The organism is Enterococcus sp. DIV1208, assembly GCF_050530455.1.
GTDB lineage: Bacteria > Bacillota > Bacilli > Lactobacillales > Enterococcaceae > Enterococcus_B > Enterococcus_B hirae.
Genome location: NZ_CP172887.1, coordinates 12979 through 38942, shown reverse-complemented (window position 1 = coordinate 38942; position 25964 = coordinate 12979). Strand labels below are relative to the sequence as shown.

23 protein-coding genes are annotated in these 25964 nt (G+C 34.9%); 7 read left to right on the top strand and 16 right to left on the bottom strand.

Going from position 1 to position 25964, the window contains the following annotated elements:
- Window positions 1-78: 78 nt before the first annotated feature.
- From IGK91_RS00170 to IGK91_RS00160, 3 genes are all read right to left on the bottom strand, one after another.
- Window positions 79-1095 (bottom strand): LacI family DNA-binding transcriptional regulator, encoded by a 1017-nt coding sequence (locus IGK91_RS00170; protein ID WP_081123098.1) that lies wholly within the window; start codon window positions 1093-1095, stop codon window positions 79-81.
- A gap of 168 nt (window positions 1096-1263) precedes the next feature.
- Window positions 1264-3585 (bottom strand): hypothetical protein, encoded by a 2322-nt coding sequence (locus IGK91_RS00165; RefSeq protein WP_258924945.1) that lies wholly within the window; start codon window positions 3583-3585, stop codon window positions 1264-1266.
- A gap of 352 nt (window positions 3586-3937) precedes the next feature.
- On the bottom strand, window positions 3938-4543 hold the full coding sequence (locus IGK91_RS00160) for a class I SAM-dependent methyltransferase (RefSeq protein WP_010736788.1): 606 nt from the start codon (window positions 4541-4543) through the stop codon (window positions 3938-3940).
- Between the two features lie 250 nt (window positions 4544-4793).
- Here IGK91_RS00160 and coaA point away from each other — a divergent pair, with 250 nt between their 5' ends.
- A complete protein-coding gene (gene coaA, locus IGK91_RS00155) occupies window positions 4794-5717 on the top strand; it encodes a type I pantothenate kinase (RefSeq protein WP_010720479.1) in 924 nt (307 codons plus the stop codon).
- A 59-nt stretch (window positions 5718-5776) separates the two neighbouring features.
- The gene (gene guaA, locus IGK91_RS00150; protein ID WP_010720480.1) at window positions 5777-7342 is read left to right on the top strand and encodes a glutamine-hydrolyzing GMP synthase; all 1566 of its coding nucleotides are present in this window, start codon (window positions 5777-5779) and stop codon (window positions 7340-7342) included.
- Between the two features lie 1104 nt (window positions 7343-8446).
- Here the strand turns inward: guaA and IGK91_RS00145 are convergent.
- On the bottom strand, window positions 8447-9037 hold the full coding sequence (locus IGK91_RS00145) for a hypothetical protein (protein WP_014834371.1): 591 nt from the start codon (window positions 9035-9037) through the stop codon (window positions 8447-8449).
- 117 nt (window positions 9038-9154) lie between these two features.
- Window positions 9155-9895: a helix-turn-helix domain-containing protein gene (locus IGK91_RS00140; RefSeq protein ID WP_181915953.1), complete on the bottom strand. Its 741-nt coding sequence runs from the start codon at window positions 9893-9895 to the stop codon at window positions 9155-9157.
- Between the two features lie 531 nt (window positions 9896-10426).
- On the opposite strand from IGK91_RS00140, the gene IGK91_RS00135 reads away from it, so the two are divergent.
- Window positions 10427-10876, top strand: coding sequence for a hypothetical protein (locus IGK91_RS00135; protein ID WP_010736785.1), 450 nt, complete (start codon window positions 10427-10429; stop codon window positions 10874-10876).
- Between the two features lie 510 nt (window positions 10877-11386).
- Here IGK91_RS00135 and IGK91_RS00130 read toward each other — a convergent pair.
- Window positions 11387-11527 carry a hypothetical protein gene (locus IGK91_RS00130; RefSeq protein WP_014834373.1) on the bottom strand — a complete coding sequence of 47 codons (141 nt, stop codon included), beginning with the start codon at window positions 11525-11527 and terminating at the stop codon, window positions 11387-11389.
- A gap of 90 nt (window positions 11528-11617) precedes the next feature.
- Entirely contained in the window at window positions 11618-12199 is a 582-nt protein-coding gene (locus IGK91_RS00125; protein WP_010720484.1) for a TMEM175 family protein, read from the bottom strand.
- Between the two features lie 216 nt (window positions 12200-12415).
- Between IGK91_RS00125 and IGK91_RS00120 the strand changes: the two genes are divergently transcribed.
- Window positions 12416-12607, top strand: coding sequence for a hypothetical protein (locus tag IGK91_RS00120; protein WP_010736784.1), 192 nt, complete (start codon window positions 12416-12418; stop codon window positions 12605-12607).
- Between the two features lie 98 nt (window positions 12608-12705).
- Here IGK91_RS00120 and IGK91_RS00115 read toward each other — a convergent pair whose 3' ends face one another.
- Window positions 12706-13524 (bottom strand): ZIP family metal transporter, encoded by an 819-nt coding sequence (locus IGK91_RS00115; protein ID WP_010720486.1) that lies wholly within the window; start codon window positions 13522-13524, stop codon window positions 12706-12708.
- A gap of 167 nt (window positions 13525-13691) precedes the next feature.
- Between IGK91_RS00115 and spxB the strand changes: the two genes are divergently transcribed.
- The gene (gene spxB / locus IGK91_RS00110) at window positions 13692-15422 is read left to right on the top strand and encodes a pyruvate oxidase (protein WP_081123093.1); all 1731 of its coding nucleotides are present in this window, start codon (window positions 13692-13694) and stop codon (window positions 15420-15422) included.
- A 100-nt stretch (window positions 15423-15522) separates the two neighbouring features.
- Here the strand turns inward: spxB and IGK91_RS00105 are convergent, their stop codons facing one another.
- On the bottom strand, window positions 15523-16044 hold the full coding sequence (locus tag IGK91_RS00105) for an HdeD family acid-resistance protein (protein WP_010720488.1): 522 nt from the start codon (window positions 16042-16044) through the stop codon (window positions 15523-15525).
- Window positions 16045-16438: 394 nt separating this feature from the next.
- Here IGK91_RS00105 and IGK91_RS00100 point away from each other — a divergent pair, with 394 nt between their 5' ends.
- Complete coding sequence (locus IGK91_RS00100; protein ID WP_081115159.1) at window positions 16439-18061, top strand: ABC-F family ATP-binding cassette domain-containing protein; 1623 nt, start codon at window positions 16439-16441, stop codon at window positions 18059-18061.
- 319 nt (window positions 18062-18380) lie between these two features.
- Here IGK91_RS00100 and IGK91_RS00095 read toward each other — a convergent pair whose 3' ends face one another.
- The 6 genes from IGK91_RS00095 to dnaB form a co-directional block, all read right to left on the bottom strand.
- Window positions 18381-18485 carry a putative holin-like toxin gene (locus IGK91_RS00095; protein ID WP_191984884.1) on the bottom strand — a complete coding sequence of 35 codons (105 nt, stop codon included), beginning with the start codon at window positions 18483-18485 and terminating at the stop codon, window positions 18381-18383.
- Between the two features lie 400 nt (window positions 18486-18885).
- Complete coding sequence (locus IGK91_RS00090) at window positions 18886-18990, bottom strand: putative holin-like toxin (protein ID WP_191984885.1); 105 nt, start codon at window positions 18988-18990, stop codon at window positions 18886-18888.
- Between the two features lie 371 nt (window positions 18991-19361).
- On the bottom strand, window positions 19362-19448 hold the full coding sequence (locus IGK91_RS00085) for a putative holin-like toxin (protein ID WP_223603319.1): 87 nt from the start codon (window positions 19446-19448) through the stop codon (window positions 19362-19364).
- 254 nt (window positions 19449-19702) lie between these two features.
- Window positions 19703-20566, bottom strand: coding sequence for a DegV family protein (locus IGK91_RS00080; RefSeq protein ID WP_010736781.1), 864 nt, complete (start codon window positions 20564-20566; stop codon window positions 19703-19705).
- Between the two features lie 336 nt (window positions 20567-20902).
- Window positions 20903-22195, bottom strand: a complete 1293-nt coding sequence (locus tag IGK91_RS00075; RefSeq protein WP_010720491.1) for an adenylosuccinate synthase — start codon at window positions 22193-22195, stop codon at window positions 20903-20905.
- A gap of 436 nt (window positions 22196-22631) precedes the next feature.
- Window positions 22632-23999 carry a replicative DNA helicase gene (dnaB, locus tag IGK91_RS00070; RefSeq protein WP_081123091.1) on the bottom strand — a complete coding sequence of 456 codons (1368 nt, stop codon included), beginning with the start codon at window positions 23997-23999 and terminating at the stop codon, window positions 22632-22634.
- Between the two features lie 636 nt (window positions 24000-24635).
- Between dnaB and IGK91_RS00065 the strand changes: the two genes are divergently transcribed.
- A complete protein-coding gene (locus IGK91_RS00065) occupies window positions 24636-25118 on the top strand; it encodes a glycine zipper family protein (RefSeq protein WP_225613714.1) in 483 nt (160 codons plus the stop codon).
- A gap of 392 nt (window positions 25119-25510) precedes the next feature.
- Here IGK91_RS00065 and rplI read toward each other — a convergent pair whose 3' ends face one another.
- Window positions 25511-25963, bottom strand: coding sequence for a 50S ribosomal protein L9 (gene rplI / locus IGK91_RS00060; RefSeq protein WP_010720494.1), 453 nt, complete (start codon window positions 25961-25963; stop codon window positions 25511-25513).
- Window position 25964: the final 1 nt, after the last annotated feature.

Here is a 25964-nt window from a genome sequence, read left to right as displayed (position 1 = left end):
TAGTAAACCAGTTTACTAAGAATACAAAGAGCTACTCACCGCCTTTGTAAACACTTACATAAGCAATATAACGCTGAGTTATCCCTTTGTCAATGTTTTTATGCTCTCACGAATAATTAATTTTGTTTCAAAGACTTTGTTCGGAACTTTGCGTTGTGGGAACTCGATCGTGTCGATCAAAAATCTTGCGGCATAAAATCCAATATCAGAACTTGGCTGTTTCACTGTTGTCAATTGAGGGATCATATACTCGGATAACTTCAACCCATCGAAACCAATAACTGAAATATCATCGGGGATTTTTTTGCCTAATTCATCAATCGCTTGGTAACAACCAATCGCCATTGCGTCATTTCCACAAAAAATTGCTGTAAGATCTTTGTGCTTTAAGAGCCGTTTAGACGCCTCGTATCCACCTTGGACCGTCAACTCCCCTTGTTCTACATACTTTCCATTGAAAGGGATTCCATGATCCTTTAGTGCATGACGATACCCGTTGAACCGTTCTTCTAACTGGTAATAGCCTGTTGTTTCTTTGAGCATACCGATTTTGGTATGACCGTTCTTAATAAACAAAGAAACTGCTTGATAAGCCCCCTCATACTCTTTTACAATCAACCGACCATTATCTCTGGTATTCAATCCACGATCAATCAAAATAATCGGCATATTTTTATAAAAATCACTATCTAAAGAATAGTCATCTGGCAAAACATTGGGCGTAGCCAATAAGATTCCATCCACTGAGCGATGAGCCAATTCTTTTAAATACTTGATTTCATTTTCTTGACTATGACGAGAGTTGCAAAGCATGATCACATACCCCAGTGGATTCAAGTAACTCTCGACCCCTTCAATCAATTTAGAAAAGAAGAAGTCAGTGACATCTGGCACGATCATACCAATCGTTTTAGAATGACGATTGATCACATTCGAGGCAAAGTAATCTGGTTTATAATGGTGCTCGTTAACAATATTCAGGACTTTTTTTCGTGTTTTATCACTAAAGCGGCTCCCTTTATTATTTAAAATTTGTGATACAGTGGTGACTGAAACACCTGCCATTTCTGCAATGTCTCGGATCGTTAGTTTCACTTCTTCTCCTCCTTTATGATGTAAATTCTTTTTTAGTTTACCAAAAGCATATAAAAAAGAATAGATAGAAAAAAATAAGAAAAAATCTTTTATTCACTAATAAAAATAAATAGCTTGGAAAGTGCCAATTTCCTAAACTGACTTCTTAAAAACTGCTGTAACTGCCGATCATCTGTCATTGTTCTTCTCTTTCATAGGAGTTTTTTCATTAGCTTGAGTAACTAGCGATTGATCTTTTCTATTATTGATTGCACTAGTTACTTTCTCACTCAAAGAAGACTTCTGACTTTGGGTTACTAAATTATCAGCAGCTAGATGTTCAGAATCCCGTTTTTCAATCGCTCCTACCATTCCATCTACCTGCTTGAGAAGTATTTTTTTCTCATCATGAGCTATTTCCTGATCGTTTAAGATTTCATTATGGAGTTCTAGAATCTTTTCTCGAACAGATGAAAAAAGTTGAAGCTCTTTTTGATAACCTGCCGTTCGATCCGTGGCGATCATCGTTGTTAGCTGTTCAAGGAAAGGTTTTTTATTGTCAATAGGAATCTTTGGATCTTGCCTTACTTGTTGCCTAAGATTTAAAAAGTTTAAATCATGTTTATCGACTGCCTGAAAATAGTCTGCCGTATTTCCTTTCATAAGAAGCTCTCCGATATCCATAGCTAGCCTCTGCTCTTCATTCTCTTGCAAATCTTTTTTAGTCAGCGTAGCTTGTTGACTGGCTTTTTCTTGTTCATCCTTGGGAACAGAAATCTTTCCCCCATCCCCTATCAGTTGTTTCTCTTGGCTCTCAAATCTATTTATGGCATCAAAGAGTCCTGTTCTTATCTTTAGAATTTTTTGTAACTTTTGTTCGTATTTAATCATGCGATGATCAATTTGTTGCTCCTTCTTCGTCTTTTGAGAAACCTCTTGTTGGTATCCTAGTTGTATATTTTGAACGTGAGACTTTAAAACAAGAGCAACAAGTGTGGAATCTTGCCGATTTTCTCCACCAACTCGTTGATTTTTTGCTGTTGGTTCCTTTAACTCAGATAAAACGATTACTTTCAAATGTGGAGGGATTCGTTCCTCTTGATTGATTCTTTTAATCATTTCCTCTTCCCATTTATTTTCACTTATAAACTTTTGGCACTCTTTGATATCACTTTGAGCAGTTACATGTTCCTTTTGTTTTTCATTACTATTCGTGGCTTTTTCTATTTGTTCAAAAAGCGGCTGATAGGTTTTATCCGTTGCCACTCGTTCTTTTAGTACTTCTAACAGTTGCTTTCTAATGAAAAATTCCTGTTTGATAACTGATATTTTTTTGATGTTGTTCTTTTTCGCTTCCTCTGAGGGATTAATTTCAGAAATGAGAGCTTTTTTTATTTCTTCTGAATACTCTTTGCTTTGTTTGATGCTAGCTACCACTTCTCGGGTCAATTGTTTGTCACTCATCAGTGCTTTATATGTATCTAGTTTTTCTTGAGCCACTTGTTTTCTTACTAATTCTTCGGTCAACACATTCTTTGTTAGCCAATCCAAATTTGACTCATCTTTGATTCCTTTGAGCAAGTCAATTCGCTCTTGTGGTACATCTTTTTTGAACATCTTATGTAAATCCTTATTTTTTTCACTTAAATCCGCAACTGCTTCTTCAAACAGTATAGCTTGACTATTAAATTTGGCGATACGTGCATCTAAATCGTTATGAAGTGCCTGTTTTTCTTCTGGAGTCAATCCATCTTGATGATCAATTTGTTCTTTCACATGTTTTACTTTAGAATAATCTGCCACACTTCTAATACTAACAAACTCCCAATAGACTGTTTTATTTCTCTGTGAAAGCTTGTCAAGCGTTGCCGCAGGACGATTTTGAATTTCTTGATTTAAGTTGTCTCGTCGCTGATCGTTGGGAATCGTATGGGTTAGAAATTCTTTTACCAGTTGTTCCCTCTCTGAGCGAGAAAAATCAAGTAGTTCAAACAGCAGCATGTTTCCAACAAATAGGACATCGTTGTTTTTTTGAGAATGGTAGCCTTTTTTGATCTGAGCAAATTTCTTTGGTTTTTTTTGGTAAAGCTTAATCATAGGCTTGTCGTTCATGATTTGAGTGAACCCGTTCTTAGCATCTCGATTCTTAAGTAAGAAATCAAATTTTTCTTGATCTTTCCATATCAATAGATTTTTATACTTAGACACCAGCGTGGGACGATACTGATGCAAAACATGATGTACTAATCCATCTAAGAGATCTAAAAGTTCATTTGTTAAAGCAACATGTTGATCATCTGGCTGAACTTCACTTTTTTCTCTTTTGCTATTTAATTTTTCTCTTTTCGTTTTATTGTTCTGGACGATCCCCTTCGCCTTTTCTTCCCATGCTTTAAATGTTGTAGCCATTTCGACATGGTCTTTTTCTAAATACCTTAATACGTTTTCCTGGTTATACATGGGTAATTCTAAAATAGATTTAGTATCTACTATCATTCTGGTTTGTGTCATCTTTTTATTCTCCTTTCAAGTCACTCAAATTTTTCAATACCATGCTAGTTTTGTTTTCTAAAAAAGGAAGAAACGTTATTCAATTATTAGCTCCTTGAAATACGCCACTTTTCAATAGGAAAAAGTTCCACTAGTTAGCGAAGTGTCTCACTCCTTTCATCAACTTTTTTACGATCTCCATATTCCCATGACCTAGAGTACCTATCGCCTGTTTTTTAATAGAAAGAAAGGGACAAAAATAAACCGAAGGACCCGAAAATAGTTACTTCTATTTTAGGATTCTTCGGTTGCTTTTAGAGTGTGTTATTTTGTCATAGCTTTTTATTTAGTCTCAAACACCACAATCAAACAGTTATTCTTTGATACTTTTGATGATATAGTACCCTTTCTCTTTATGGACGATTTCAGCATTCCCAAAGGTCTCTGCCATTTTGCTTTTCGCACTAGGAGCCCCTTGTTTTTTTTGAATGACAATGGTTAGTGTTCCACCCGATTTTAACCTTGGATATGCTTCGGTTAAAATTTCGTGTACCACTTTTTTACCGGCACGAATTGGCGGATTGCTGACGATTGCTGCATAAGTTTCTTCATGAACTGCTTCATAGATATTCGATTGATGAATATCCACCTGTTTGATCCCATTGCGGTTCGCATTTCCTTGAGCTAATTCTACTGCCCGAGAGTTAATATCGACCATCTCAACAAATCGCTGACTAGCAAAAGCGATCGCCAATCCAATCGGACCATAGCCACAACCAACATCCAAAATTTTGCCATCAGCTGGCAGCTCTTCCCAATTAAAGGTATCAATTAACACTCGTGAACCAAAGTCGACTGTTTCACGTGAAAATACTCCTGAATCTGTTACAAATTGGAAGTTTTTTCCTTTTAATTCAAATGACCATTGTTCAAAGTCATGTTCTGTCGTTGGCTCTTGCGAATAATAATGATTCGTCATATCGTTCATCCTTTTTATATTGTTTCTTGTTTCTTAGTCTATCCTTTTATCAATTGGCATGCAATGTCTATTTTTCCTAGTTTAAATAAATAGTTGATCAGAAACACGAACAGAATGAATTTTGATATGTCATCCTTTTTATTTATTCAGTTAAAAATAAGAGACTTATAACCATTCTCGTTTAGTGGTGGGGTTTAGCCGTGTTTTATGTTAAAATGATTCCATTGATGGGAGAATGCAGGAGGCTATTATGAATGATCCAATGAACTACTACCGTGTGGCAAGAGAAGAATGGCGTGAATTTTATCGTAATGGACAAGCACCTTTGACCCAAGACGAGCTAGATAACATCAAAAGTTTAAATGACCGTATTTCAATGCAAGATGTTCGAGATATCTATGTTCCTCTTGCTCATTTGATTTATCTATATATGAAAGAATTTGAATCTCTTTCATTAAGTAAAGGTCTATTTCTTCATAAATATGTCGAAGTACCGCCATTTATTATTGGAATTGCTGGGAGTGTTGCCGTTGGAAAAAGCACAACAGCTCGCCTGTTACAAACGATCTTATCACGTACATTTAAACGCAGGAATGTTCAGTTGATTACAACTGATGGTTTTTTATATCCTAATGAAACGTTAAAAGAACGAGGGATCATGAATCGTAAAGGATTCCCAGAAAGTTATGATATGGAGATGTTGATCGATTTTCTTAATCGAGTAAAATCCGGTCAGGAAGAAATAAAAGTACCTGTTTATTCACATGACATTTACAATATCATTCCTGGCGAATATGAATTGATCCAACAACCTGATATTCTGATTGTTGAAGGAATCAACACGCTGCAACTGCCTGCTAATCAACAAATCTATGTCAGTGATTTTTTTGATTTTTCTGTTTATGTTGATGCTGATTCATCATTAATTGAAAAATGGTATTTAGATCGATTCGGTGCCTTACTCGACACCGCTTTTCAAAATCCACAAAATTATTACTATCAATTTGCTATTGGCGATCGTGACGATGCATTTAAAATGGCGCAAGAAGTATGGAAAAATGTGAATTTGAAAAATTTAAACGAATATATCTTGCCTACTCGTGGCAGAGCAGATATAATTCTCCATAAAACTGAAAATCATATTATCGATTCGATTTTCATGCGAAAATATTAGCATTTTAAAATAGTTTATTCTATTTTGAGATAAAATTTAAAGGGATAGGGGTAATAAATGTGACAAACGTTGCCGACATGACAAACGTTGAAAAGATTATCGTATTAGACTACGGTAGCCAGTATAACCAATTGATTACACGACGCATCCGTGATTTAGGAGTTTTTTCTGAATTATTGAGCCATCGGGTTTCTGCTGAAGAAGTAAAAGCAATGAATCCAAAAGGAATCATTCTTTCCGGTGGTCCTAACAGTGTGTATGATGAAAATGCTTTTGGAATCGATCCAGAAATCTTTAACTTAGGGATTCCTGTATTGGGTATTTGCTACGGTATGCAATTGATTACGTATAAGCTAGGTGGGAAAGTTGAACCAGCTAAAAACCGTGAATACGGAAAAGCTCAGTTAGAAGTAACCAGTGACGATGCAGTATTGTTCAATGACACACCTAAACAACAAACCGTTTGGATGAGCCACGGGGACTTAGTAACCCAAGTTCCTGAAGGATTTGAAATCGTTGGTACAAGTAAAGACTGCCCGATCGCATCCATCCAAGACACAAAACGTAATTTCTATGGTATCCAATTCCATGCAGAAGTTCGTCATTCTGAATACGGAATCGAATTACTCCGTCATTTTGCTTTTGATGTTTGTCATTGTGAAGGAAACTGGACAATGAATAACTTCATCGATATGCAAATCGAAAAAATTCGTGAACAAGTTGGCGATAAAAAAGTATTGCTTGGACTTTCTGGCGGCGTGGATTCTAGTGTCGTTGGTGTTCTTTTACAAAAAGCAATCGGTGATCAGCTAACTTCCATCTTTGTTGACCATGGTTTATTGCGTAAAGGCGAAGCAGACCAAGTAATGGAAAGCTTAGGCGGGAAATTTGGTCTAAATATTATCAAAGTGGATGCAAGAAAACGTTTCTTAGACAAGTTAGCCGGCGTTTCTGATCCTGAGCAAAAACGTAAAATCATTGGTAATGAATTTGTGTATGTTTTTGATGATGAAGCAACAAAATTAGCGGGAGAAGAAGGAATTGCTTTCTTAGCCCAAGGAACACTTTATACTGATGTGATCGAAAGTGGAACGGAAACTGCTCAAACGATCAAATCTCACCATAACGTGGGTGGACTACCAGAAGACATGCAATTCCAATTGATCGAACCTTTGAACACATTATTCAAAGATGAAGTCCGTGAATTAGGAACACAACTAGGAATGCCAGATTCAATCGTTTGGCGTCAACCTTTCCCAGGTCCTGGTCTAGGTATCCGTGTCTTGGGTGAAATCAGTGAAGAAAAACTAGAAATCGTCCGTGAATCAGATGCGATCTTACGTGAAGAAATCGCAGCAGCTGGCTTAGATCGTGACATTTGGCAATATTTCACTGTTCTACCAGGAATCCGCTCTGTCGGTGTAATGGGCGATGGCCGTACTTACGACTATACAGTAGGTATCCGTGCAGTCACTTCTATTGATGGGATGACAGCAGACTTTGCCCGTATCCCATGGGATGTTTTACAAAAAATCTCTGTCCGCATCGTAAACGAAGTCGCTCACGTCAACCGTATCGTGTACGACATCACTTCTAAACCACCTGCAACTGTGGAGTGGGAATAATAAAAAACAGCCAACAAACGTTGTTAAATCAATGTTTGTTGGCTGTTTTTCATTATCACACTTATTCTGTAGCCTTTTGATAAAATTCTTTCTATCTCCATTCCAATCAATCGTTCTAATTTCTTGCCACTCTTATCTTTGACAATCAATTGACTATTCGTATAAAATCGGAGATCTTGCTAAAAATAAAGAACGTAAAAAATCAGAAAAGCTAACTCGATGACCATAAAGTTAATAACTTGTTTTTTTCTTATTGCAGTTATCTTTTCGACATCTTCCCTGTCCAACAGAACGATTTTCAATGGATTATCGGGATGTTGATTTAGATAATTCTCCCAAAACTGTGTTTGTTTCTGACTTGACGGAGCGATTATACTAAGAAGTAAAATACAAAAGGTTAATGCACTTAAATAGGAAACTAGTCGAAAAATCTTGATAAAGCATACTAGTGACCAAAGCGCCTATAATACTTGCAAGTAATGCAACAGTCAATAACATTTGAATACCTTTTTTAAAAGTGGTATTCAAATACATATTTTGATAATTTATAATTGCTGTTTTTCTCAGCTTTAAGTCCTCTTTACTAAGTTCGGGGAACATTTCACTCACTTTATTTTTTTTTCTTCTTTTCCATAGCCCTTCTTTGATTACGTAATCTAAAACCACAAAAAATAAAGACGGGTATCGCTATAATTGCATAAAATTGACTAACTAATCTCAGTACTTCCATTGAGAACCTCCATCTGTTTCCTAATTAATTAGTCCATAATAGCAAAGTACATTAAACTTTTCATTAATATTAAATGAGTAATTTTTACTGCAAACTTACTTGAATTACTACCAAAACAATGAGGAAATATTTGCCTTCTCTAAAAGAACAGAAAGAAGTTTTTCTTCTTTCTGTCCAAATGATTCTAAGATTTCTCTTTACCAATATCATATCATTTAACAAAGAGCCCATAAAATTAGGTTAACTTTTAACCTATCTCTTCTTTTTGTTTCTTTTATCTGTGGAATATTCATTCACCATTGATCAGCGTTTCCCCTTATTGACCACCTATGTTCAAACTAACAATTTCTCAAAGTTAATAACTATCAAACACGCTATGTAATTTCTGTTCTTGTTTGTTGATAAAAGAAAATCAAGTTTTGAATTTCTCTTGATTTGGGATATATAGAAATACCAAATATAGGGATATTGAACTGTCTGTTCAGCATCGTATTGGAAACAATACAATCATAATTTTCCTTATGTAGCATCTGATCTGTAACTACCGGGGTTTTGCTGGCTACAAAACGATATCGTCCTCCTAGATAAAGCTCAAGCTTTGCAATAATGTAGCTAGCATATTGTTCAGAATTGGTTACAATCAAAGCCCTAATTTGTTTACTCGTTTCAATCTTTTTTAGCAGATCATGCCAGTAGACAAGTAACAAAGCGACTAATTTTCTGGTAAATTCGTCATTTTTCATATACTTTAATAACTCTTTTTGATCCTTGTTAATTAAATAATTCTTTAGTCCTACTTGAATACTTTCGATTTCTGGAAGTATCTGTTTTAAAAACTGATGATGTTTATCATATAAAATAAAAGAAAGATTTTCCATATAGTCGCCATCATTAATTATTTTATAGCAGATTTCTTGTCGTTCTTCACATTTGATCTGATATTTTATTTCCAAATAATCAAGCAATATCCCAACCATCTTTGTTAAATAAGGTTTTTGTTGGTAGTCATCGCTGTTGTTCTGTATATCCAGTAGCGAACAAACAAACGGCTGTTCAAAGATGTATTTTATCAGATCCTGATCCTATTCAAGAGATAACCATAAAGAAGTATTTTGCTTCTCATTTGATTCTAGGCATAAAAGATTATTCTGCTCTTTTTCAATAAATTGTTTTTCGTTTTTTACTTGGTAAATTTTCATAGCAATATAAAATAAAAGCTGATTATGTTTTCGGTGTTCCAGTTTACGAATTATATCTTGAAGTTGATTATTCGTTATGTATTTTAAGTATAATTGACGACTTTTTTGACAAATTTCTTCATTGAAGGCCTCTTCTAAACACACATATTTTTCTAAAAGTAACTGGATCGTCAACTTTTCAATTAATTGTGTATTTCCCGTTAATCGAATCAATCCTCGAATTCTTAAGTGATATTGCTCTAAGGAAAGGTTGATGCGCTTCACCATTCGTCTTAAAGTGCTCTCTGAAATAAATAGTTGTTCCGTTACTTCCAAGTAGTTCGTATATTTATTTAACACGATTGCTTCTAAAAATTGATACTCAATCGATTCATTCATAATAATTCGGTAAATATATTCTTCTGTGACATGAGGAGCAATTTCTGCAAATATCCCATTCTCACGATCAGTATGTATATTAATTTCTTTTGCATAAGAATCGATATCCATCAAGTCATTTCTCAATGTTTTTGAAGAACACTTTAATTGAGATTCTAAATCTTGAAAGCGATAGGTTTCTCCTTCAAAAAGCAATTCCAGTAGAAGTAACTGTCGTTTCATTTTTTTCGATAAAATATTTAACATTTACTTCCTCCCCTCTTTTTACCAACTATAAAAAAGCATTCACTTTTTTCTATTTGAATGTTCCTATTTATATTTTAAAGAAAATTTTTAACGAATTAGAATTTTTTTTTCAAAAAAATAGTAAAAATGGGTATAAAAAATATGAAAAATAAGCAATCCTATCTACCTATTTTATAAATAGATCATTTATGGCCTTTTTTTGCCCTTAGACCTTTCAAATAATCAGAATGCTGATCTTGCCAACAGAAAATAGTATCATTCGCCTTCTCATTTTAAAAAATAACTAAATAAATTATTTTAGCGAAATAATTTATTTGATTGAAACATTCCTTCAGTAAAACAAACTGCTAAAATTAAGTATTTTATGCTTTATTTTTTTTATATTTAAATTTATACTGTTTTTAAAGCAATTAATTAATAACAAAAATTAATAAAAAAAGGCATATATTATACCATTTTTAATGATTAAAAAACTATTTTTATCATAAATGTACTTTTTTACGTCATAACTGTTAGATGGGAGTGTCCAAGGTGAAGAAAACAATTATTATAGTTAGTAGTTTTTTAGGTTTAATTGCTTTATTTTTTATGATTGAATACTTTGCTTCTCCTGTAAAAGATGTTACTTCAAAAGCTGAAATGAAAATGACTACTGGAGCCAAGATGGAATATGTGCCAACAAAAGATGAACTAGTAAAAATTGAAGGAGATCAACTTCAATTACTGGGCATTTACACAGTAGTTGGTATCCATTTCGACAGACATTCTTATGTGACGTTAGCAAATGCCGAACAAGAAGAAATCAACTTTTCTATTTCAATTATAGACAAACAAAAACAGACATTTTCAATCCCCGCCATACAATTCTCACCTCAAAATTTACAGCTATCTGATTCTTTTGGCATAGCAAAAAAAGAAGCACGCTACTTTGCTTATAAAAAAAATTATCCTGTCGCAAGTGCCACTCATACAACAGACTGACCAATCAAATATACCCCTACAAGGTATATTTGATTGGCTTTTATCTTTTCAATGGAAAGAACCTCGAATAACTTTTCTGTTTATTTTTTTTCTTCTCCCACTCGACCATTGATCTTTTATACTAACTATTTCATTCGAGACGGCTTGTTTCCTTTGTTTTTCGTCATTTTTCCTAATTTATTTGATTCTTCTTGTGAAAAAAATAAACCAATTATTAAATCCGTTATTTTAAAAAGATAAAATAACACTATGTTCAAAAACCGAAAGTTATTTAATCAGATGGATCAATCTATATAAATTGTTGTCTGCCTATTCATTTAATATTTATACAAAAATATTGTATACCTGCTTTTATCGATAGGTTGGAACTTTTCGTTTTCGTTATCCCCTGTGGAAAACTTTCGGAACAGATTACCTCTCTGATACGTATCTGTGTATAATTAGATACAACGAATCCCGGATCTTTCAATTCTTTAGACTGAAAGATCCGGGATCAAAAATAAACGCTTCTTACTTCTTTAATGCTACAACAAATGGAATCATCATAGATAACAAAATAACCAATAAACTACATTGCCGATGATCTATATAGATAAGGATCGTTATCATGCTCGTAGTTAGACCGATATTCAATTTTTTTTGATTGATCATAATCATCCCTCTTCAAGGAAGATTTTCCTCTAGAAGTTCGACCATTTTTTTATCTTTTTGTTATATTTCTCTTAATTTTTTTGAACATCTTTAATTACTATATTGAGATTCGATTTTACGGCTAGGAATCAGCCAACCAAGTAAAATCACAGCATTCGTTACTAAAACAGCTATTGGTGTAATGACATAGCCTAAAATAATTCCTAAAATATTTAACCCAATTGACCAGTAGGATTTTCGATAGTTATCTAGTAATTCTTTGATATTCTTTTTATTTTTAGGATCAGACTGAACCAACTCTCTTGCTAAAATATAGTAAGCAATATTAGCTCCTAAAGTTACTACACCGTATGTGATCTCTGGCGCTAAACTATGACTATACTCGCTGATCCAAGACGTGACAAAGGGAAAAAATGATAAAGCAAAGATAAAAAAGCTATTTGCCCACAAAACTCGCCAATTTACTTTATGAACGACTTGAAACATATGATGATGATTATTCCAATAGATGACCAATGTAAAAAAGCTGACAATATAGATCATAAAACGATATCCTAAGGCACTTAGCGCTTGCCAAGTGTCAGTGTTTGGCTGGTGAAGCTCTAAGACCAAGATAGTCATAATGATTGCGATAACTGCATCGGTAAAAGCTTCTAAACGATTTTTTGGCATATTTTTGCCTCCTTTTCTGACTTATTGTAGTAAAGATAGCTAGAAAAAAGCAACTAAATCAGTCTATAGTTGGAGGTAACGCTCACTTTATACTGCTATACTCAATGAAACAAGAGGATTTAACTATCCTAGTTCTCTAATAAATAAGCTAAGTTCTAAGTACATTTTTATTAAATTTAACTTATTTTGGGAACTAGAAAGAAATGAGGGGTTTGTATGGGACAAAAAAATACTTTTTCAACTATTTTCATGCTAGTAATGGTATTCATTATAGGTAGTTTTGTAATTAGCCTTTTTACTAGTATTTTATGGTTTGCAATTAAATTACTCATTCCTATTGCAATCATTATTTGGCTAATTCGTGTAATTTCTGGAACAAATCGTCGACATCATCGAAAATATTACTAATATTGAAAAAAGCAGCACACGACAGATTCCCCAGTCTTGTGCTGCTTTTTTCGTTATATTTTTATCAGTTGTTCCAAATGATATATCATTTGATGGTATTACCCTAAAGCTACATCTAGTACCATCATAATGATAAAACCTAACATCACCCCAAAAACGGCAAAATGTCGTTTACTTGATAATGTTTGTTGGGCTTCGGGAATTAATTCCTCAACAACCACATAGATCATCGCACCTGCTGCAAATGCCAGTGCATAAGGTAAAAGGATGGTTACTCGTGTCACTAGCACCGCACCAATCACACCTGCGATCGGTTCAACAATACCTGAAGCTTGTCCATATATAAATGCCTTTGTTCGACTCAATCCTTCTTGTCTTAAAGGAATCGAAACAGCTGCACCTTCCGGAAAATTCTGAATTCCAATACCCAATGCAACCGAAATGGCTGCCAAAACGGCCGCTGTTGGATTATCGGCTGTACTGGCAGCCCCAAATGCTACCCCTACAGCCAAACCTTCAGGGATATTGTGCAAGGTGATCGAAAAAACTAATAAGATTGTTCGTTTTAAATGCGTAGGTAGGCCTTCTTTTTCGTGCTGTGGGCCAAAGTGCATATGGGGAAGCGTTTTATCAGCGATATAAAGAAAGACACCACCTAATCCAAAACCAATACTAACGACCAGCCAAGCGATATCGCCATTTTCTTCAGCTTTTGTAATCGCAGGATCAAGCAATGACCAAAAACTAGCAGCAATCATGACCCCCGAAGCAAAACCAAGCATGAGATTCAATACTTCTTTTTTGATTTCTTTAAAGAAAAATACCAACCCAGCCCCCAGAGCTGTCATAAAATACGTAAATGCTGTCCCCGCTAATGCTTGTTGCCACGGGGCTAAGCTTAGTAGCCATTCTGTCATTTTATTCTCCTTTCGTGCCTTTACTTATTACTCTAGCATATTCAAAAAATCATGACTACTGTTTGTGTGAAAAAGCGAATCAGTTGGGCTTTTATTCTTAAAGCACTATACTTTAATTAATAAAGTTACGAAATTTTATCATTCATTTGATAAAGGAGTGGGAGAATATGGCAACAATCAATGCTGGTATCGCAATGGTCAAAGTAATGGAAAGTTGGGGAATCGAGCATATTTATGGGATTCCTGGTGGTTCGTTTAATTCAATCATGGATGCTCTTTATCATGAAAAAGATCAAATAAAATATATCCAAGTACGTCACGAAGAAGTAGGAGCGCTAGCCGCAGCAGCCGATGCGAAACTAACAGGAAAAGTTGGGGCTGTTTTTGGTTCTGCTGGACCAGGCGCCACGCATTTGATCAATGGTTTGTATGATGCACAAATGGATCATGTTCCAGTTGTTGCGTTGCTTGGACAAGTTGCAACTACTGCTATGAACTATAACTCTTTCCAAGAATTAAATGAAAATCCAATTTTTGCAGATGTTAGTGTCTATAATCGGACAGTTATGACACCTGAAAGTTTACCTCATGTAGTGGACGAAGCAATCAAAGCAGCCTATGAAAATAAAGGAGTAGCTATTGTAACCATCCCTGTTGATTTAGGTTTTGCAGACATTGAAGAAGAGAAAATATCTAACGCAGCTACTCATAAAACAGGTACTGTCCTTCCTGATGAAAAAGATGTAATTGCTGCTCTTCCTTTTATTGAAAAAGCTAAAAAGCCTGTACTTTACATTGGACAAGGTACTCGTAATGGCTTTTCACAAATCAAAGATTTTACAGAACACTTTTCCATGCCAGTTGTTGCTTCTGTTTTAGCGAAAGGCATCATTCCAGATAACTATAAAAACTTTCTAGGCTTTGCTGGACGTGTGGCCACAAAACCTGCAAATGAAGCATTAGCAGAGGCCGACTTGATTTTATTTATGGGTAGTGACTTTCCTTTTGGTCGTGCGTTCTTTAACCCAGAGGCTGAATTTATCCAAGTGGACATCGATGCTTCAAAATTTGGTCGAAGACATGCTACCTCCCATACCATTTTAGGGGATGCCAATACCACATTAGCGAGATTAACAAAGCTGGGCAAACCACGTCCTGAAGATCGCTGGTATCTAGCCAACCAAGAAAACAAAGCGAATTGGGTAAACTGGTTAAACTCATTCGCTGACCTTGAAGACCAACCGATTCGTCCTGAAGCTGTTTATAAAGAAATCAATCGGATCGCTGAAGAAGATGCGATTTTTGTAACAGATGTTGGGAATACGACGATCCATTCCATTCGATTATTAGACATGAACGGCAAAAAAAAACACACGACCTCTGGTTGGTTCGCTACAATGGGGAATGGTGTTCCAGGTGGCATTGCTGCACAATTAAGTTATCCTAATCGACAAGTCTTTACTTTAAGCGGTGATGGTGGTTTTGCAATGGTGATGCAAGATATCATTACACAAGTGAAATACCAACTACCGATTATTAATGTGGTTTTATCGAATACATCGTTTGGGTTTATTGAAGCAGAACAAGAAGATACTGAACAGAAAAAATTTGGTGTGTTTTTAGAAGAGGCTGACTTCGGAAAAGCGAGTGAAGCACTGGGAGCTGATGGTTTCACGATTACTGAGTATCACCAATTAAGACCTGCATTTGAGGCCGCTAAAAAATCCCAACGACCAGTAGTAATTGATGTAAAAATCAATAACAAACGTCCTTTACCGGTTGAAGATCTTCATCTTGATCCAAGAAAATATACAGAAGAAGAAATCAAACAATTCAAAGAAAAATACGAAGTGCATGATTTACCTGTATTGAATGAATTATATGAAAAAAGGAAATAATTGAACCTCTACTCTTTGAGAGATTCAGACATATCAACTATAAAAAAAGAAGCAACCAGGAAAATTCAGCCTGATTGCTTCTTTATATACTTTACTTTGTTTATCTGAAAGCATATACGATATGGTTGATTCCAAAGAGCATAAAATAAAAACCGACAAGAAAACTTAAAGTCAAAGCGGAGGAAATAGGATTAAACAATAGTATACATCCTAATACCACACCCAAAATATTGATGATTACTGTAAACCAATAGTAGCCTGTGCTATAACCTTTCGCTAAATCAGCTGTAAATAAAGCTAAGATAGAGTCGGCAATAAACCAAATGGCAAAAACAAACGGTAAAGCAACTACTCCTGCACCAATATTGAACAAGAAGAAAATCCCGACTAAAATATCAATGATACCAATAACCAACGGCATTTTCCCTTTATATCCTGTCAATTCTTTCATGCGATTTCGTACAAATAATTCAAAAATTCCTTTTAAAAAGGCAAAAATAGCAAAAACAACGACAATCGCCACTAAATTACCAACAGGATCTTGAAAAGAGATTAATGAAACAAGGACAAATAAAATCCCTAAAATTAATGATCCCCAGTCTAGTGTTTTTCTTTCATTCATTTTCATTCCAACTTTCATTTTAATCTATTATTATACTAACGCTCTTTTTAAATAACGTCAAAACATATGCTGGTGATGAAAAGCAAAAGTAATTTCTTTTCTGATCAGCTTTTGCTGCTATTATTTTTTAGTAAAAGCTGCTCCACCTTTAACTTTCTGTAAACTCATTACCAACTTATTCTTCTACTAAATAATAAACATTTTGTCTTTCTTAACCACTTTCGAATCTCATCATTGCTTCATAGATACAATTTTTTCCATTCTTTCATGAGTTTTTGTCGTCATGTTCCACGTGAAACACAAAGAATAATTGATTACCTTGAAACTTTCTCTTTTCCCCTATATAATTCTAGGAGGCTCGTTAAATATTATAAAGATAAAGTGAGGAAAAAAATTGATTACTGTAAATGATGTAAGTTTGCACTTTTCAGACCGCAAACTATTTGATGATGTTAATATTAAATTTACTCCAGGAAATTGCTATGGCTTAATAGGTGCAAATGGTGCAGGTAAATCAACGTTCCTTAAAGTATTATCAGGAGACTTACAACCTTCTACAGGGACTGTTTCCATGGGACCAGATGAGCGAATGGCTGTATTGAAACAAAACCATTATGACTATGAAGAATATACAGTTTTAGAAACAGTTATTATGGGACATAAGCGTTTATACGAAGTTATGAAAGAAAAAGACGCTATCTATATGAAAGAAGATTTCACTGATGAAGATGGTATCCGAGCAGCTGAATTAGAAGGTGAGTTTGCTGAATTAAATGGTTGGGAAGCTGAACCTGAAGCTGCTGTTTTACTACAAGGACTGAATATTCCAGAAGAATTGCACCATCAATTGATGAGTGAACTTACTGGTGGTCAAAAAGTCAAAGTACTTTTAGCTCAAACATTGTTTGGTAAACCGGATGTGTTACTCCTTGATGAGCCTACGAATGGATTAGATATCCAATCCATCAACTGGTTAGAAGAATTTTTAATTGAATTTGAAAATACGGTTATCGTTGTTTCTCATGACCGTCATTTCTTAAATAAAGTATGTACCCATATGGCAGATTTAGATTTTGGAAAAATCAAATTATACGTTGGTAACTATGATTTTTGGTTAGAATCAAGTCAACTTGCTGCAAAATTACAAGCAAATGCCAATGCCAAAAAAGAGGAACAAATCAAAGAACTACAAGAATTTATTGCTCGTTTTAGTGCGAATGCTTCAAAATCTAAACAGGCAACTTCTCGTAAGAAAATGTTAGAAAAAATCACTCTTGATGATATTCAACCTTCTTCACGTCGTTATCCATTCGTTGGATTTAAACCAGAACGTGAAATTGGTAATGATCTCTTACAGGTCGAAAATGTGAGTGTAACGATCGACGGTAAGAAAATATTAAATGATATATCATTTAATTTAAGCAAAGAAGATAAAGTTGCGTTCGTTGCTGAAAATGATATTACAACTACAACTTTGTTTAAAGTAATCATGGGTGAAATCACTCCTGATACTGGAACCGTAAGATGGGGCGTAACAACGAGCAATTCTTATCTACCAAAAGATACTACGAAAGAATTTGACAATGAATTGACGATCTTAGATTGGTTACGTCAGTATGCAAGTAAAGAAGAAGACGATAATACATTCTTACGAAGCTTTTTAGGACGCATGCTATTTTCTGGGGAAGAAGTATTAAAACCTGTCAATGTCCTTTCTGGTGGTGAAAAAGTGCGTTGCATGCTTTCTAAAATGATGCTTTCTAAAGCAAATGTCCTAGTTTTAGATGATCCTACAAACCATTTAGACCTAGAATCGATTACAGCACTAAACGATGGCTTGATGGCCTTTACTGGTTCTATCCTTTTTGCTTCACATGACCATCAATTTATCCAAACATTGGCTAATCGTATCATTGCTGTTTCTGATAAAGGTGTTATCGATCGAGCAGATACAACCTATGATGAATTTTTAGAAAATAAAGATATCCAAAAACAATTAGAAGATCTCTGGAAGTAAAGCAACAATCATGTAGACTTAAGAAAATAGCCTATCAGGGACATCTCATCAGACGGTGAGATGTCCCTTTCTTTTATCATAAGCACTGTTTTTCACAACTAGCTAGAGGTACCTGAGTTCCATTTACTGTCTATAATCTATAGTATGAAGGAGACCATTATTTTTTCTCTTATTTGCTTTATTAACCGCTTTATTTTTTCTAACTGATAAGCTATAATTGGTAATGAAAAAGGGATTGCGCAAACAATCCCTTCATCAGTAATTCGTGCCGTTAAAAAGACGGTAGCTTTTTTATAGTATTGACCATCTAAAAACTTGGCTAAAAGTGGTTTAGATGGTTATTTTTTTGGTCTTTTTTGTCAATTAGCAACAGCACAAATGTCGCAAATGCGAGCATGAGTTGCAGTGCTTCATATACTGACAACTTTATTCCTTTCCAGGGACAAAGCTCTTAACCATAAGCATCACCCCTTATCTAAGAGATTAGCTACCATCCTTTACACTCCACGAATTACTGGTTTTATTGTAGCAAACTTAGCGAAAACTTACTATCAATATTAGCTTTAACTTAAAATAAAATAGTTATTTTTCAGCTGATAGTTAGTTGATTTGTGTATCGTATGCCTCATTTTTTTTTAAACTATTTAATCTATTTTCTTAATGGTTTTAAAAACTTTTTTTCAATCAACCGCTTTACTTTTTTCCAATTGATAAGCTATAATGGAAAATGAAAAAGGGATTGCTCTAACAACCCCTTCATCAGTAATTCGTGCCGTTAAAAAGACGGTAGCTTTGTTTAAGTAATTAACCATCTAAAAACTCTGCTAAAAGTGATTTAGATGGTTATTTTTTTGGTCTTTTTTGTCAATTAACAACAACACAAATGTCGCAAATGCGAGCATGAGTTGTATTGCTTCATATACTGACAACTTTATTCCTTTCCAGGGACAAAGCTCTTAACCATAAGCATCACCCCTTATCTAAGAGATTAGCTACCATCTTTTACACTCCACGAATTACTGGTTTTATTGTAGCAAACTTAGCGAAAACTTGCTATCCTCATTAACTTTATTTTTAAATAATAATGTTATTTTTTACCTGTCATGTATTTGATTCGTGTGCCTTCATTTTTTTTAATCAACAGCTTTACTTTTTTCCAATTGATAAGCTATAATGGATAGTGAAAAAGGGATTGCTCTAACAACCCCTTCATCAGTAACTCGTGCCGTTAAAAAGACGGTAGCTTTATTTTTTGGGTATATATACCATCTAAAAACTCTGCTAAAAGTGGTTTAGATGGTTATTTTTTTTGGTCTTTTTTGTCAATTAACAACAACACAAATGTCGCAAATGCGAGCATGAGTTGTATTGCTTCATATACTGACAACTTTATTCCTTTCTAGGGACAAAGCTTTTAACCATAAGCATCACCCCTTGTTCAAGAGATTAGCTACCATCTTTTACACTCCACGAATTACTGGCTTTATTATAGCAAATTTAGGAAGTACTTACTATCGACAAAAGATTTAACTTAATATAAATCAGTTATTTTATATTCTTAAAAAGAACCACTCGAAGAATATTCTTTTTCTTCTGAATGGTTCTTTTTTGGGGCATTTCTTCTACAATGACTACAATTTTTTATCGAGTGATTCCCATTGAGAATATCGCAATACATCCATATCCTGTATGGCTTGCGATGGTAGGGCCAAGTGGATATAACTTAACTTCTTTCATCTTAATATTCTCTTCAAGTAATTGTTTTGTTTTTTCAGCACTTTCTAAATCGCCAGCATAAGCAATATAAACAGTTTGTTCTAATGGAGCGACAATGGTTTTAACAGTTTCTTCAACAATTTTTTGTATCGATTTATTTCGTCCTCGTACTTTGCTGATATTCGTCAAACGTCCTTCCTGATCGACTGTGATAATTGGCTTCACGTTTAGAATACTACCTAGTGTAGCACTAGTTTTAGAGATACGCCCCCCACGTTCAAGGTGTTTGAGATCATCAACGGTTACCCAAGAATGTACTTTTAAGTAATTGTTTTCTAACCATTCTAAGTTCTCTTCTAATGTTTTCCCCTCGTTTTTCAATCGAACAGCTTCCAATACTAATAACCCTTCCCCAACGCTTGCGGCTTTTGTATCAAAGACCTTTACTTGTGGATCTGGATATTCTTCTTTTAATAATTCTACTGCTTGTAACGCACTACTATAGGATCCACTTAAAGCACTGGAAAAAGCAACATAAAGGATAGGAATATTTTGTTCAACATAAGGACGGAAAAATTCTAAGTATTGACCCACATTGATTTGTGAGGTCGTTGGGGTAGCCCCATTTCTTAATTGTTCCATATAATGATCATAATTAAACGTTTTTCCCAGATCATCTACTAATTCTTCTTCATCTAACTGGATCTTCATTGATAAATAATCAACCTTGGCTGCTTGTAGCACTTGATAAGGCAGATCACAACATGAATCGGTTACGATTTGATACACACCCTTCAACTCCTTCAACTTTTCATTTTACCCTTAACTCCTATTATAGCAAATCTCTTGCATGGAAAATAACGTTAACTATGTTTGTAAAAAGGAAAACCATTGTCTTCGTAAAATTTAAATGGATGATTAAAAAGAAGAACAACGCTCACCTCTAAACCAACTTTGATTACTTATTGAAAAAAAACGCCAAAATCTACAAAAATGTTAAAAACAAATTTCGCAGTTTCGACGTTTTCTTTCTTTACCGCATGAGCATTCTTACCTATACTTCTGCTATTTCGTTCATTCTTAAGGAACAAGAATGTCCTGTCTCAACGAACTTAGCTGAATGGCTTAAATTTGTGCCCAGACGCTTTCTAAGATATTTGTTTGTGTTCTATCAGGTCCAACAGAAAATGTTGAAATACGCACACCTACGAGTTCAGAAATACGTCTGACATAGTTACGTGCATTTTCTGGTAATTCAGCAAGTGTTTTGCATGCTGTAATATCTTCAGACCAACCTGGAAGTTCTTCATAAACAGGTTTACAACGTTTCAATTCTTTCAAACTTGCTGGATAATGATAAATCAATTCTCCATCGAGCTCATAAGCTGTACAAATTTTTACTGTATCAAGTCCACTTAAGACATCAATTGAATTAAGGGATAGATTAGTAATTCCTGAAACACGTTTTGAGTGACGCATCACTACTGAATCAAACCATCCCACACGTCGTGGACGACCTGTAGTCGTTCCGTATTCGCGACCAACTTCACGAATTTGTTGTCCCGTTTCATCAAACAATTCAGTTGGGAATGGACCATCTCCTACACGAGAAGTATAAGCTTTACATACACCAACAACTTTATTGATTTTAGATGGACCTACGCCACTACCGATCGTTACGCCACCTGCGACTGGGTTTGAAGAAGTAACAAATGGATAGGTTCCTTGGTCGATATCCAGCATAACCCCTTGTGCGCCTTCAAATAATACTCGTTTTCCTGCATCTAGGGCATCATTTAAAATGACAGATGTATCAGTAACATACTGTTTGATTTGTTGACCATATTCATAATATTCTTCAAATATCGAGTCAAAATCAATTGGCTCAGAATCAAACATTTTTACAAATTGACGGTTTTTATCTTCTAAGTTTAAACGTAAGCGTTCTTCAAAAATTTCTTTGTCTAGTAAGTCAGCGATGCGGATCCCTACACGAGCTGCTTTGTCCATGTATGCTGGTCCGATCCCTTTGATTGTTGTACCGATTTTATTTTCACCTTTTGCATCTTCTTGTAATTGATCCAACTTGATGTGATAAGGCAAAATAACATGTGCTCGGTCAGAAATACGTAAGTTATCAGTAGTTACACCTTTTTCATGTAAATAAGCTAACTCTTTGACTAATGATTTAGGATTGACTACCACACCATTCCCGATCACACTGATTTTATCTTTATAAAAAATCCCCGAAGGAATCAAATGCAGTTTATAAGTAACACCGTTGAATTTGATCGTGTGTCCTGCATTATCGCCACCTTGGTACCGTGCGATCACTTCAGCATTTTCACTAAGAAAGTCAGTAATTTTTCCTTTCCCTTCGTCGCCCCATTGTGTACCTACCACTACTACAGATGACATTTGAACACCTCGTTTTATTTTATTTAATCCTGAATTATTGTAACAATAACTCATTACTTATTCAACTAAAATCGAATGATTCTTTTATTTATTTTATAAAAACGCTTGAAAAACGAACGATGATACATTTTAAATAGAAACTAGTGTAAACCAAACTATTCAGAGAAGAAAGTTCCTTTAGTACAAAGCAAATAAGATAGTTTTTTAGGGTTTATTACTCGTTGCCACTGACAGAATCGTAATCTAAACATCTTTGCTTATTAGAAATAATGATTACTAGGGTAGACTGCTTCCTAATTTACTATACTATTATTTCCCAAATGTGATTCTGCTGCGTTTTCTTTTGATAAAGAACAGTTGGAATGATCGATAGCTAAAAAAGCACCTCCAAATTAACGAGATAATTTGGAGGTGCTTTTTTATAGTCAATTTATAATCAATATTCTTCTCTCGGGGATAACGACGAAAATTTGTTGTATTCTTTGATAAACAGTAATTCTACTGTACCACGGGCACCACTACGGTTTTTTTCGATGATGACTTCAATGACATTGTCGTTTTTTGGTTCGTTATCCTCATTGTCTTCGCCACCTTCTCTTTCATAGTAATCATCTCGATATAAGAAGGCTACGATATCAGCATCTTGCTCAATGGAACCCGATTCACGGATATCACTTAATACAGGACGTTTATCTTGACGTTGTTCTACTCCACGGGAAAGCTGAGACAACGCAATAACGGGTACTTTTAATTCTTTGGCTAGCTTTTTTAATTGACGTGAAATATCAGATACTTCTTGTTGACGATTTTCTCTCCCGTTTCCTTCAATCAATTGCAAGTAGTCAATCAAGATCAATCCAAGATTTCCTTTTTCCTGCGCTAATTTTCTGCATTTGGCACGAATCTCAGAAATTTTTATTCCTGGAGTATCATCAATAAAGATATTTGCCCGTGACAAACTACCCATTGCAACGATCAAATTGGACCACTCTTCTTCAGAAAGTTGACCGGTACGCAAATGGCTTGCTTCGATCGACCCTTCCGCACAAAGCATCCGATTAACAAGTGACTCAGCCCCCATTTCCAAACTAAAAATAGCAACTGAACGATCGGTTTTTGTCCCGACATTTTGAGCTATATTTAATGCGAAAGCTGTTTTCCCTACCGCAGGCCGAGCTGCTAGGATGATCAATTCCTCAGGTTGAAAACCTGCTGTCATTTTATCAAGTCCTTTGTATCCAGTCGGTAATCCTGTGATTTCTTCATTATTTTGGGCCAGCTGGTCAATATTTTCAATGGTTGAGTTCAAGACTTCTGCAATAGATAGAAAGCCACTGCGGTTTCTTTTTTCGGATACTTCTAAAATACTGCGCTCGGCATCATCCAGAATCGATTGGACTTCTTCCCCTTGTTCAAACCCTTTTGTCACGATCCCAGTAGCTGTTTGGATCAGTGTGCGAAGCAATGATTTTTCTTCAACGATTTTCGCATAGTAGACGATATTTGCTGCAGTAGGTACTGCTAACGCTAAATCTGAAAGGTAGCTTAACCCACCAGCATCTTCTAATAAGTTCGCTTGCTCCAACCGATCTTTTACAGTCACTACATCTATTGCTTCATTACGGTCATTTAATTCGATCATTGTTTCAAAAATGATTTGATGTCCCCGACGATAAAAGTCTTTCGGTTCTATGTACTCCATGGCATCAATGATCGTTTCAGCATCTAAAAAAACCGATCCTAAAACCGCTTGTTCAGCTTCAATATTTTGCGGTGGAATTCGATCCTGCCACACTTCATTCATACATATCGCTCCTTGTCTTCAATTGCTTTATTTTACAAGAAAATCGTAAAAAAGTCACTTTAAAAAAGTGAGTGTAATGGTTGCTTATCTTTCGAAATCAATAAAAGAGACAGTCAATACCAAGAATAAGTACAAAAAATACATATGTAGATTCATCAAAATCTTAAACTAGCAAAAACTTTGAGAACGAAGATCCCTTGATAAAATGAAACAACTATAAAAAGTATATCAGTCAAGTGATCCTTTATGCTAGTACCAAACTAGCTATATGTTCAATAGGTGTTGTCATAATCGAAAAAAAAAAGGAAACTTTTTTCCTGTTTTTTCATTTTTGACAAAAAATAGATCGCTTATGATTATTTAATACTATATACTATTGATTGTGCTAGAATCCATCAAAGAAATCGTTTTCTATCCCGCGCAAAAAATTTTAGGAGGAAATGTGTTACGAAAAAAATGAAACTCGTTGCTATTTTATTGTCTTGTCTGTCTTTATTTGGATCCGTAGTACCAGGAGTAACACAAATCGTTGATGCAGCTGAGAAAACCGCTAGTGTACCAGCTGAAAACCATTTTTAACTAGATCAAGTCAAGATTGTCGAATCCAATGAATTATACAAAACTTTTGTGCAAGAAGTGAATCGTCCAGAGATCAAACAACAGTTACTGAATCAGCCAGACTCAGCAGAAACAAAAGCTTTGATCCAGTCTCTTATCTTAAAATATGATGGCGCTGAAGTCCACTATGCTTATGGTGACAATACGTTCGCACGAGGACTTTACGATACTACCGGGTGGTCAGAAAAATTTGTTAATGGTGGTATCAACGATTATGCCACTAGTAAGACAGGATTAGCTAATTTAAGAGACTATTTAGGTTTTTGTTCTGTTGGTTTAGCAGTAAATGGTGCGGGTTATGGTGCTGTAATTGGTGGTGTGATTGGAGCTGTAGTTGGGACAATTATTGGTGCTGCAGTATTAGCCAAACGTTGCGATCAAGGTCAAAGTGATGTAAAAACAATGATTAGTAAAAATAGATCAAATGGAGGAGTGCGGATGACTTTAACAGCAGAATTTCCGATTTGCAGTTTAACGTCACAAACGCAGTGTAGTATATGAGACTGGGAACCTTATTAATTTATTCAACAATCCTTGTGATGATATTACTATTTTTGAAATATCGCAAGAAAAAATAATCTAAGCTTAAAGAGTCTAGGACATGAACAAAAAAATCTGGTTAATGTCCCACTTTTTTGATCTAGGGTATTAAAAAGCACATAATCTTGTAAGAATAAAGTAGCTAAAATCAATTGAAAAGAAAGTATGCTTTCCATACCATCCTATCAAATATCTTTACCATTAAATGAAAAAAATCAGCCGGATTTTGACATGATTCATCAAAATCCGGCTGATTTCTTTTTGAAGAGAACTCTCAGTCTCTGCGATCATTTCTCAACAAGTCCTATTACAAAACCTCAAGAGACTGCTAACAGAAATGATTGGTGAGGTAGCTATTCTGCTACCACATGCACTTTGATCGTTGCAGTCACTTCATGATGCAATTTGACTGGTACGTTCGTGTAACCTAACGTACGGATTGGATTATTCAATTCGATTTTTCGTTTATCTAGTTTTACTTTGTATTGCTTGTTCAATCCTTCAGCAATTTGTTTTGAAGGGATTGAACCGAATAAACGTCCATCTTCACCAGCTTTGGCTTTCAGTTCGACAACCGTTTCTTCTTTTTCTAAAAATCCTTTTAGTTCTTTTGCTTCTTCTAAAATTTCAGCTTCTTGTTTTTCTTGTGCCTTTTTTTGTCCAGCTAATTGGCTAATACTACTTTTATTTGCTTCTTTTGCCAAATTATTTTTTAATAGGAAATTTTGTGCGTAACCATTCGGTACTTCTTTAACGTCACCTTTTTTTCCTTTACCTTTTACATCTTGTAAGAAAATGACTTTCATA